Genomic DNA, 9,913 nt, shown 5'->3' on the forward strand with positions numbered 1-9,913 from the left:
ACGGCTCGCTTTGCCATACATTCATCATAGGATTACACACTCATGGCCAGAATTCCTTATCCAACTGACGAAACGCTCGCATCCGAGCCTCTGGTTCAACGCATAATGGTGGAGCGAGGTTCGCTACTGAACCTGTATCGCATGCTGTTGCACAGCCCGCCATTGGCCGAAGGCTGGCTTTCTTTCTTCACCGCCATCCGTCAAAAATGCTCATTGCCAGGCAAAATTCGAGAGATGGTCATCATGCGCATTGCCTCGATCCACAACGCAACTTACGAGTTCTCCGCGCATGAGCCTTTCGCCCTTCAGGAAGGCATAACGCCCGATCAAATCAATTCACTACGGGCAGGCTCAGACTTCGGTTTTGATGTTTGTGAACGAGCGATCCTGGCGTATTGTGAGTCTATGACCCATGAGGTCGAAGTCCCCGACGCGGTATTCGAAACGGTAAAAGCTCATTTCAACGAGCGCGAATTTGTCGAGCTCACTGCTACGATTGCGGGCTACAACCTAGTGTCACGCTTCCTCGAAGCCATGCAAATTGATCATGAGCCAGCGATCGCTGAAAGCTAAGAAGGGTTGAGAAAAAATGAGAGAGCCACTGATCATAGGATGGGGGCATACGCCCTTTGGCAAGCACACAGAGCTTGGCCCGGAAGACCTGATTCATGACGCCGCGACGTCGGCAATCGAACATGCTGGCCTGGATCCCAGTGATATTGACGGAGTCTTCGTCGGAACGCTTAATAGCGGTTTCCTCCCCCAGGAGTTTGGCGCCTCCTTAGTGAGTCTGGCACTGCCGCAACTGAGACACACCCCAGCGACGCGTCTTGAGAATGCATGCGCCACTGGCTCAGCGGCGATCTGGGGCGCGCTGGATGCATTGATGAGTGGGCGCTTAAAGCGCGTTTTGGTCGTGGGCTTTGAAAAGATGACTGCCCTGCCTTCAGCACAGGTTGGGAACGTTTTGCTTAAGTGCTCTTTTGCTAAAGAGGAGGCACAAACGGAAGGGGGATTCGCTGGCATTTTCGGAGTCATTGCGAGCGAATATTTTGACCGTTTCGGCTCCCAGTACGATGCCCTGGCTGCCATTGCAGCAAAGAACCATCGCAACGGCGTAGACAACCCCTACGCACACATGCGTAAAGACCTGGGGTTTGATTTCTGCCGGCACCCATCTGAGAAGAATCCTTTTGTCGCGGGCCCCTTGAAGCGATCAGATTGCTCCCTCATCTCCGATGGTGCCGCGGCCTTAGTCATCTCTACTGAAGCCACTACAAACGCGAAGTCCAGGCCAGTCAGGTGGCGGTCACGGGCTCAGGTAAATGATTTTCTGCCGCTCAGTAAGCGTGACTGCATTCGGTTCGAGGGTGCCGCGCAGGCTTGGAGTACCGCCTTACATGCGGGCTCCGTTACTCTTGATGACCTGGATGTAGTCGAGCTTCACGATTGTTTTACCATCGCTGAACTAATCGGATACGAGGCAATGGGTCTCGCCCAGCATGGGCGCGGCGGCGACGCGATCTTGGAGGGTCTTACGCGCAAGGACGGGAGACTGCCTGTCAACCCGTCGGGTGGGCTGAAATCGCGGGGACATCCCATTGGCGCAACTGGCGTCTCCATGCATGCAATGATGGCCATGCAGTTAACCGGTCAAGCGGGAGCCATGCAGGTGCCAAACGCCTCTTTGGGGGCCGTGTTCAATATGGGCGGCACGAGCGTGGCGAATTATGTCAGCATTATGGAAGCGGCCTAATCCCTCGCCCAACGGGCATGTTGGGCCTGTCCTGCGTGGCTTCCATGCGCCATAACGCAGGCCCGGGCATATGAGTTATGTTTCTCCAATGATCGGCCTGCCCGCAAAGCGGCGTGCCGGCTTTCGGAATATCGCCCGAGATCAACACGGGCATGGCGGTAACCCCACGACCGGCGAGCACGCGCACCCGGTGTCGCCCGTCATGCATATCGACCTGGTACTTGTGATGGCTAACGCGACGAATCGAGAGTTCCGGGATCGCATCAATGGCACCCCCGGCATCAAGTAAACGCGCCAGGTGCTCGATGCGGTGAGCGTCCGGATCCGACGGCTGCGCCAACCAAAGAAACACTGTGGGTGACATGCTAATGATCTGACCGCGCGACTGCGCCTCGGTCAGCGCGCTTACCGTAAAGTGGGCGATGAGTAGCGTGGTAGTCATGCCGCATTAAACTGGTTAGAAGTAATTGCGTTGACCCAGGTTGATCGAGCTGAGAAGGACGCCATGCGGCGCCAATAACCGAACACTTTCAGACTAATGTCAGCGATGCTCATAGCTGAGCCAAGTGGTTCATGCCAGTTTGCGCTTCACTTGCGCACGCATTCAACTCGCCTTGCGTAGCCATTTGGGTTCTTTGTCTACAATTTCCTGAGCATATCGCTTAAGTTGCTCGCAAGCCTCCTCAGCGATCAACGATAGCTGCGTGTCTCGGCGCGTCACAATGCCGATCGAACGCGTCGGACCACCGACAATCTCGGTGATCGTCAGTTGCTCCAGGTGCCGCAACAGAAACACCGCTAGGTAAGGTAACACAGCGATGCCTAAGCCGGCCTGGACAAAGCTGCCTATCGTGCTGATCTGGTCAAATGCCATTTTGGGTCGAAACTGGGTGTCCTTGCTCATGAAGGCGGCCACCATGTATTTCTGTGCGGTGCTGGCTGCCGACATGGAAATGAGCGGCATGTCCGAGAGGTCGCTTAACGTCACGGTTGTAGGTATTGAGGCCGCAAGTTTTCCGGCTGACACCAACACAAATCGGTCCTTTAGCAATTCCTGATAAACGAGCTCTCGTCGGGAGGGGTCGGCGGCCGTCAGCGCAAGATCGACCTGGTTGCGTAAAAGGTGTTGCAGTGTCGCCTCGGAGGATCCATCGTAAATCGTGGTTGTGAGGCTCGGATATCGACCTTCCAGATGGCTGACGACGGCAGGCAGCATGACGGAGGCAAGCGAAGGCAGCGCCGAAATGGCAATGCGTTGTGACGAATTGACGATTCGGTTCTCAAGGCCCGAAAGACCTTCGTCGTAGGACCGAATGATGTGCCTTGCCTGTCCTACCAGCTCCACGCCGTCTTCTGTTAGGGCAACATGACGCGTTGATCGCTCGAAGAGGGATCTGCCAAGGGTTGTCTCCAAATCCTTGATGAGCTTACTCAGCGACGGCTGGGTGTAATGAAAGTGTTCCGCCGTGCGGCTAAAGCTGAGCGTTTCAGCCAGATGCACGAAGGCTCGCAAATGCTTAGGTAAGACATTCATTCAATAATGGAATAACAAGATAGTTTATTGGAACTTCACGATAGCATGCGGGTCGTGTAGAGTCACCATCAACCTATATCTGGATGGACACATTTATGCGTTCATAGAATGAATCCAGCAGCAACGATCAATATCCAAGGAATACATGGTGTTTAGCTTACAAGACAAGGTGGCATTGGTAATGGGCTGTGGCTCGGTTGCGCAAGGATGGGGCAACGGGCGCGCGACCGCTGTACTCTTAGCCCGCCAAGGTGCGCAGGTCTATGGGACCGACCTGCACCTTGATCACGCGACGGTCACCCTGGAGCACATACAGAGCGAAGGCGGACGTGGGTATGTCGCACAATGCGATGTGACCCAGGCTGCGAATGTTCGCGCCGTGGTGGATGATTGCCTGGCGCGCTATGGCCGTATCGATATTCTGGTCAACAATGTCGGCCTATCTCAGCCTGGCGGACCCGTAGAGTTGGACGAAGACGTCTGGGATGCCCAGATTAACGTCAACTTAAAAAGCGCCTACCTGGCATGTAAGTATGTCTTGCCCATTATGGAGCAACAGGGGGGCGGCTCGATTGTCAATATTTCGTCGGTTGCGGGCTTGCGCTATGTGGGCAAGCCGCAGGTCGCTTACGCTGCTAGCAAAGCGGGCCTGATGCATCTCACGCGCACGACCGCTGTGATCTACGCGCCCAAAAATATCCGGCTCAATTGTGTGGTGCCTGGGCTCATGCATACCCCCTTGCTCGACGGCTTAGCTGCCAAGTACGCCGGGGGCGACACCGACGGCTTTATTGCCCATCGAAACGGCCAGATTCCGATGCAACGCATGGGTGACGGTTGGGATATTGCCCATGCGGTGCTGTTTCTTGCCGCCGACGAAAGCCGATACGTAACCGGTACGGAAATCGTTGTCGATGGCGGCCTGATCGCCGCCACACGGTAGCCCTGTTGGCACATTTTTTATAAATAGAACGAGGAGACAAACATGCACAAAAATCTGAGAACACTGGTGGGGTCGATCCTGGCCGCCACCCTAATGGGGTACGGCGCCGCGGCAGCCGGCGATGCGTATCCCACAAAGCCCATCCGCCTGATCATTCCTTTTGCTCCAGGTGGCGCGGTGGACCAGATTGGACGCACGATCAGTCCTCGCCTTGCCGAAATACTGGGCCAATCTGTGGTGGTGGACAATCGCGCCGGCGGAAGTGGTTCGATTGGCGCGGCAGAAGTCGCCCGCGCGGCCCCCGACGGCTACACCTTGGCGCTCGTGCTGGACTCGCACGCCGTGAACCATCACATGGTTAAAAACTTGGCGTTCGACACGCTCAAATCGTTCGACTACTTGAGCTTGCTCGTGACACTGCCTCAGGTGCTGGTGGCCAAGAAGAATTTCCCCGCCAACACGGTGCCCGAATTGATTGAGTACATCAAGACCAATAAGAGCACCGCGTACGGCTCTGCCGGGACCGGTTCGGCGGGCCACGTCAACACCGCCACCATGGCGGTGCACTACAACGTGGAACCCACCCATATCCCGTATCGCGGCGCCGGCCCGTTGCTCACCGATTTGTTAGGCGGGCATATTGATTTTGCCTTTGCCGGCCTCTCCGTCATGCTGCCGCAAATCGAAGGGGGTGCATTGAAAGCGATTGCCACCAGTACGGCTGAACGCAGCACGAAACTTCCCAACGTGCCAGCCGTGTCGGAATCCATTCCGGGTTTTGAGATTCCGACCTGGATTGGACTGCTTGGACCAGCCAACCTGAAACCGGACGTGAAGGCGCGCATCTTGGCGGCGATTCAAAAAACAATGAAGGACCCCGTCGTTCAGCAAAAGCTGCACGCCAGTGCCTTTAACATCGTTACCTCGTCACCCGAAGAGTTTCTGGCGCGCGTCAATAAAGACGATCAAACCATGGCCACGCTTGTGAAAGACGGCGTCGTCAAATTCGAATAACCAGGAGAAAAAGAAATGGCAAGAATTCCCTATGCGGCGCTCGATGACACCACCACCAAACCACTGGTCGACCGTATCGTGAAAGAACGCGGTAGCGTCCTGCACCTGTATCAGATGCTGCTTCATAGTCCCCCAGTGGCGGAAGGCTGGCTCAATTACCTCACCGCCATTCGTCAGAAATCCATCCTCGATGCGGCCTTGCGAGAGCTCGTTATTGTTCGGGTGGCCTTCATTAATGGCGCGGCCTATGAGGCGGAGCAGCACATACCGATCGCGATCAAAGCAGGCATCAATCAGGCACAAATTGACGCGCTCGATGCGTGGGAGTCGTCTGACCTCTTTAGCCCCATGCAACGACGCGTGCTGGCATTAACCGATGAGATGACCCGAAAGGTGCACGTGGATCCTTCGCTGGTGGAGGCCCTTAGCGGCGACTTCAGCAATCAGGAAATCGTGGAGCTTGTTGCCACGATTGCTGCCTACAATATGGTGTCTCGTTTCCTTGAAGCGCTAGGAATACACAGCGACGACAAACGGTAAGACAAGCGCGTGCTGCCGGTGCAAACGACTAAACACTGGATGTACGGACAACGCATGAGCGGGACAGCTTGAGGGTCTAATCACCCTTAAGCTGGTCGACTAAATGCCCTTATAGCGCTCTGCGTTAGAAGGGCTACCGATCCCGCGGTCCTTTTACGGATCCAAACCGATCGGTCATGGATTGCACCTGCTGCTCTGTGCGTGAGACAAGCTCCTCATTACAGTTGAAAACGGCAGGACGCTTTTCGTTAAGGCCAACAATCGGCCGAAGAAACTGAAGATATACGTCATCATAAGCCTCCACCGAATGCGAGGGAGCATACCGATAGACCAGGTTGCTAATTGCACCCGATGCCGCGTCCAATCGCTGCCTTTGCTCATCGCTAAGATCAAAATAGCTCAACTGACCGTAGCAACCTTGGATAGTCGATTCGATAGGAGCACCCTCGGCGATGAGGGCTTTCAATGACGTGTCCGCCATCGACGTCGCCGGCCAGATTGCCGGCAGCGCGAGCGTTGCGATTGCTAAACTTTTCCACATAAAAGACGTGTGCATGTACGAGTATTCCTCTTGTCGACGGTGGATTGTATGTGCTTCCCGTTAGTTAAGAAAGCGCCACGTTTAAGCACCCTCTGCGTACACCGGCATCAGGCCGATTCAATGCCGGTCGCTGGATAATAAAACGAACGACAACAGGTTAGTGGCCCGCGGCGATATGCGCCAGCGACTCGACCGCGTTCGCCGGCGACACCTTGTCGACATTACCCACATGGCAGAGGTAGACGTCAGTTAGCGCAAGGCACGGTGAGGTCAAAGCCTTTTCTATCGAAATGCATTGATTGAGAATGTCACAATAACGCTCTCATCGTGTCGGACATGTGCATTCGCTATATTGAAGTCGCCTATTTTTGATCCGGCATAGCGAATTAGGCTTACCAGTTGAATGAGGCCAAAGGCATTTACAGTAGAGACAAACTTCCGAATGGCTTATTTCGATTCAGCCGCGCTCTTGTGCAGCAGCAACCCCTTCACGCGTTCGTCGCGCCATAGCCGGCGCTTCAGCAGTTCGTCTTTACTTAATAAAGCGCGGCGCTGCGCCTCCACGCCAACCACTAAGTCGCCGCTCCAAGGCTCTGTCGACATCTGCCCTTGCGATATCGATTGGTACATGCCAACGGAGTAATGGTTTTCTTCAAAATCAACTGACGATCTCGTTCATTTAATCGTACGGCGTGAGGCTGCGTGCTGTCGGGGGCGGGCGCCGTCGCCGCTGAGCACCGCGTCGCGCTTGCCGCTGGGGCGATGACTCACAATCAACTATGTAAGCATAATGCACATATATTATGAACTTGCCCGGTTTCCACGTACAGCAAGAAGATGGTAGTTTCTTGTTAACGGAGAATGGGAATGGCTGAAAGCAAAGTACCGAAGCGGCAATATACGCAAGAATATAAATTGGAATGTGCGCGTTTGGCCCAATCAGTGGGTATCAACGAGGCGGCGCGCCGCCTAGGAGTGCCTTCGGCGACGTTAGGCAATTGGAAGCGGCTAGCGGAACAGGATACGTTAGTCTCGAGCAGCACAGGGACGAGCATGCCCGCGATGGCGCAGCGTTCTGTCTCCGAGCTCGAGGCCGAGAATAGTCGCCTGCGCAAAGAATTGGCCAGTGCCAGGCTAGACGTTGAAATCCTGGGAAAAGCCACGGCGTACTTCTCCAAAGGGTTACGGTGAGGTACGCCTGGATTGACACGCAGCGCGCGCATTGCAGCGTGTCACGCCTATGCCGGGTGCTGGAGGTTTCGCGTTCTGGCTACTGTCAGTGGCGGGTGCGCCGGCCTAGCCGCAGAAGCCTGGCCAATGCGGTACTGGATGCTCAGGTCAAGGCCGTTCATACAACAAGCCAGCGCAGCTATGGACGGCTGCGAATCGTGCAGGCATTGCGTGCACAGCACCAACGTATCGGTCATGAGCGAGTCCGCCAAAGCCTGATTCGGCAAGGCCTCAGGCCCGTCTACAAGCGTCGCTATCGGAATACCACGGACTCAGGCCATGCCCTGCCGGTGGCGCCCAATGTCATCGCGCGCCAATTCGATGGGTGGGCGCCGGATCGCGTCTGGGTGGGCGATATGACCTATGTGGCTACGCAAGAAGGTTGGCTCTATTTGGCGGCGATCCTGTATCTGGGCAGCCGCAGAATTGTGGGCTGGTCTATGAGCGACAGAATGACCTCAGACCTGGTGTGCGATGCCTTGAAAGCGGCTTATTGGCAGCGCAAACCGGCGCCAGGACTGATCATGCATACCGATCGCGGTACCGATCGCGGTAGCCAATACGCCAGTCGGCCTCATCGGCAGTTACTGCAAGACTACGGCATGGTGGCCTCCATGAGCCGGCGTGCCAACGCCTGGGATAACACCGTCATGGAAAGCTTTTTCAAGACCTTGAAGGTGGAACGTATTTATCAAGTTCGCTATGCCACCCGGGCCCAGGCCAGGCTCGATATCGTGAACTGGGTAGAAGGCTTTTATAATCGACGGCGCCTGCACTCGGCCATCGGCTATCGCACGCCGGTCCAAACGGAGGCAGCCCTTAAAGCGGCATGAGCTGCTGTACGTCAAACCGAGGCAGAGTCACTTGTTGGAAAAAACGGTCGATGCCGATATCGCCGCGATCGAAGCTGAGCTTGAGGTGCTACGCAGCGAACAGGCCGCCCGTCCAGTCCAGCAGCCCAAGCGCGCCGCACCGCCCGAGCACCTGCCACGTGTTGAGCATCGTCACGAGCCGGAGAACACCACTTGCCAATGCGGCTGCCAGTTGCAACGCATCGGTGAAGACGTTGCCGAAAAACTTGACTACACCCCTGGTCTCTTCACCTTGGAGCGCCATATCCGGGGCAAATGGGTTGCAAGAAGTGAGAGACGCTGACCCAGGCGCCGGTTCCGGCCCATGTCATCGACAAGGGCATGGCCTCTACCGGATTGCTTGCTCAAGTGCTCGTGGCCAAATACGCGGATCATCTGCCGTTGTACCGCCAGGAGAAGATCTTCGAGCGTGCCGGCATGAAGCTTGCGCGCTCGACAATGGCCGAATGGGTCGGCGTGTGCAGTGTGCAGTTGCAACCACTGGCCGATGCGCTTCGCGAAGCGATCCTTGCGCACCGCGTGGTTCATGCCGATGAAACTCCCGTGCAGATGCTCCAGCCCGGCACGAAGAAAACGCACCGGGCCTACCTCTGGGCCTATGCGCCCGGCGCCTTCGAAGATCTGCGTGCCGTCGTCTACGATTTTACCGACGGCCGGGCGGGCGAACATGCCCGCCGCTTCCTGGGCGACTGGCATGGAAGTTTGCTGTGCGACGATTACGCGGGCTACAAAGCCTGTTTTATGCAAGGCGTCACCGAAATTGGCTGCATGGCGCACGCCCGGCGCAAATTCTTCGACTTGCATGTGGCCGCCAAAAGCCAGTTGGCCGAGCAGGCCCTGCGATATATGGGCCAACTTTAAGACATCGAACGTCAGGTCAAGGACCTTACCACCGAAGCGCGAAGGCAAAGACGGCTCGGCCACAGCCAAAGCGCTGGACTACAGTCTGAAACGCTGGGTGGCGCTGACGCGTTACCTGGATGATGGATCATTGCCGATCGACAACAATTGGATCAAGAATCAAATCAGGCCTTGCCATCGGAAGATCCAACTGGCTATTCGCAGGCTCCTTGCGTGCCGGGAAACGGGCCGCCGCGGTCATGACCTTGATCCAGTCAGCCAAGCTCAATGGCCACGATCCGTACGCGTACCTGAATGACGTACTCACTCGCCTTCCCACGCAACCGGCAAGCCGGATCAACGAGCTACTGCCGCATAACTGGCAACCGACTGCGCGCTAACGACAACGCCCGCATCATTATGCGGGCGTGTCAACATGAGATAGCCGAACGCTTACGGCGAGGCTTGAACTTACCACGATAGTGCTATCGCCAACGCCATGCTAGGCGTCGGCGTCACGGCAACGCGTCGCGTTCGCCCAAACAAAAACCCCCCACTGGTTGCCCAGTGAGGGGTTTTCTTACAATAAGAGCCTGACGATGACCTACTTTCACAGACGTACGTCCACTATCATCGGCGCAAA

The 9,913-nt window shown here is 56.1% G+C and carries 11 protein-coding genes and 1 pseudogene; 8 read left to right on the plus strand and 4 right to left on the minus strand.

All coding sequences use genetic code 11. From position 1 onward, the window contains the following. Window positions 1-42: 42 nt before the first annotated feature. Both EKL30_RS04530 and EKL30_RS04535 read left to right on the plus strand, forming a co-directional pair. On the plus strand, window positions 43-573 hold the full coding sequence (locus EKL30_RS04530) for a carboxymuconolactone decarboxylase family protein (RefSeq protein ID WP_126705941.1): 531 nt from the start codon (window positions 43-45) through the stop codon (window positions 571-573). Window positions 574-589: 16 nt separating this feature from the next. Beyond that, window positions 590-1,756 (plus strand): acetyl-CoA acetyltransferase, encoded by a 1,167-nt coding sequence (locus tag EKL30_RS04535; RefSeq protein WP_126705942.1) that lies wholly within the window; start codon window positions 590-592, stop codon window positions 1,754-1,756. Here EKL30_RS04535 and EKL30_RS04540 read toward each other — a convergent pair. Continuing rightward, window positions 1,740-2,198 carry a hypothetical protein gene (locus tag EKL30_RS04540; RefSeq protein WP_126705943.1) on the minus strand — a complete coding sequence of 153 codons (459 nt, stop codon included), beginning with the start codon at window positions 2,196-2,198 and terminating at the stop codon, window positions 1,740-1,742. The two genes, EKL30_RS04535 and EKL30_RS04540, sit on opposite strands and share 17 nt — an antisense overlap. A 162-nt stretch (window positions 2,199-2,360) precedes the next feature. After that, window positions 2,361-3,290, minus strand: a complete 930-nt coding sequence (locus EKL30_RS04545) for a LysR family transcriptional regulator (protein WP_126705944.1) — start codon at window positions 3,288-3,290, stop codon at window positions 2,361-2,363. Between the two features lie 145 nt (window positions 3,291-3,435). Here EKL30_RS04545 and EKL30_RS04550 point away from each other — a divergent pair, with 145 nt between their 5' ends. Genes EKL30_RS04550 through EKL30_RS04560 form a run of 3 tightly spaced genes read left to right on the plus strand, consistent with a single transcriptional unit; the run spans window position 3,436 to window position 5,787 of the window. Next, window positions 3,436-4,233, plus strand: coding sequence for an SDR family NAD(P)-dependent oxidoreductase (locus EKL30_RS04550; RefSeq protein ID WP_126705945.1), 798 nt, complete (start codon window positions 3,436-3,438; stop codon window positions 4,231-4,233). 42 nt (window positions 4,234-4,275) lie between these two features. After that, window positions 4,276-5,247: a tripartite tricarboxylate transporter substrate binding protein gene (locus EKL30_RS04555; RefSeq protein ID WP_126705946.1), complete on the plus strand. Its 972-nt coding sequence runs from the start codon at window positions 4,276-4,278 to the stop codon at window positions 5,245-5,247. A gap of 15 nt (window positions 5,248-5,262) precedes the next feature. Then, window positions 5,263-5,787 carry a carboxymuconolactone decarboxylase family protein gene (locus EKL30_RS04560; protein WP_126705947.1) on the plus strand — a complete coding sequence of 175 codons (525 nt, stop codon included), beginning with the start codon at window positions 5,263-5,265 and terminating at the stop codon, window positions 5,785-5,787. A 133-nt stretch (window positions 5,788-5,920) separates the two neighbouring features. Here EKL30_RS04560 and EKL30_RS04565 read toward each other — a convergent pair whose 3' ends face one another. Together EKL30_RS04565 and EKL30_RS18830 are read right to left on the minus strand one after the other, a co-directional pair. After that, a complete protein-coding gene (locus tag EKL30_RS04565; RefSeq protein ID WP_126705948.1) occupies window positions 5,921-6,343 on the minus strand; it encodes a hypothetical protein in 423 nt (140 codons plus the stop codon). A 432-nt stretch (window positions 6,344-6,775) separates the two neighbouring features. Further along, window positions 6,776-6,931, minus strand: coding sequence for a hypothetical protein (locus tag EKL30_RS18830; protein ID WP_158618394.1), 156 nt, complete (start codon window positions 6,929-6,931; stop codon window positions 6,776-6,778). A 258-nt stretch (window positions 6,932-7,189) separates the two neighbouring features. Here EKL30_RS18830 and EKL30_RS19420 point away from each other — a divergent pair, with 258 nt between their 5' ends. The 3 genes and pseudogenes from EKL30_RS19420 to EKL30_RS04575 form a co-directional block, all read left to right on the plus strand. Next, entirely contained in the window at window positions 7,190-7,519 is a 330-nt protein-coding gene (locus tag EKL30_RS19420) for a transposase (RefSeq protein ID WP_370246213.1), read from the plus strand. Window positions 7,520-7,557: 38 nt separating this feature from the next. Continuing rightward, window positions 7,558-8,391, plus strand: coding sequence for an IS3 family transposase (locus EKL30_RS04570; protein ID WP_370246214.1), 834 nt, complete (start codon window positions 7,558-7,560; stop codon window positions 8,389-8,391). Beyond that, a pseudogene (locus tag EKL30_RS04575) lies at window positions 8,363-9,671 on the plus strand (IS66 family transposase); the annotation flags it as partial. The gene EKL30_RS04570 and the pseudogene EKL30_RS04575, both read left to right, overlap by 29 nt. Window positions 9,672-9,913 lie beyond the last annotated feature (242 nt).

It is taken from the genome of Candidimonas sp. SYP-B2681, from assembly GCF_003971065.1.
Taxonomy (GTDB): domain Bacteria; phylum Pseudomonadota; class Gammaproteobacteria; order Burkholderiales; family Burkholderiaceae_B; genus Pollutimonas.

Coding starts and splice junctions, on each gene's coding strand:
- EKL30_RS04565 (WP_126705948.1), bottom strand. CDS start 6,343: ATGCACACGTCTTTTATGTGGAAAAGTTTAGCAATCGCAACGCTCGCG.
- EKL30_RS19420 (WP_370246213.1), top strand. CDS start 7,190: ATGGGAATGGCTGAAAGCAAAGTACCGAAGCGGCAATATACGCAAGAA.
- EKL30_RS04535 (WP_126705942.1), top strand. CDS start 590: ATGAGAGAGCCACTGATCATAGGATGGGGGCATACGCCCTTTGGCAAG.
- EKL30_RS18830 (WP_158618394.1), bottom strand. CDS start 6,931: ATGTCGACAGAGCCTTGGAGCGGCGACTTAGTGGTTGGCGTGGAGGCG.
- EKL30_RS04560 (WP_126705947.1), top strand. CDS start 5,263: ATGGCAAGAATTCCCTATGCGGCGCTCGATGACACCACCACCAAACCA.
- EKL30_RS04545 (WP_126705944.1), bottom strand. CDS start 3,290: ATGAATGTCTTACCTAAGCATTTGCGAGCCTTCGTGCATCTGGCTGAA.
- EKL30_RS04550 (WP_126705945.1), top strand. CDS start 3,436: ATGGTGTTTAGCTTACAAGACAAGGTGGCATTGGTAATGGGCTGTGGC.
- EKL30_RS04540 (WP_126705943.1), bottom strand. CDS start 2,198: ATGACTACCACGCTACTCATCGCCCACTTTACGGTAAGCGCGCTGACC.
- EKL30_RS04555 (WP_126705946.1), top strand. CDS start 4,276: ATGCACAAAAATCTGAGAACACTGGTGGGGTCGATCCTGGCCGCCACC.
- EKL30_RS04530 (WP_126705941.1), top strand. CDS start 43: ATGGCCAGAATTCCTTATCCAACTGACGAAACGCTCGCATCCGAGCCT.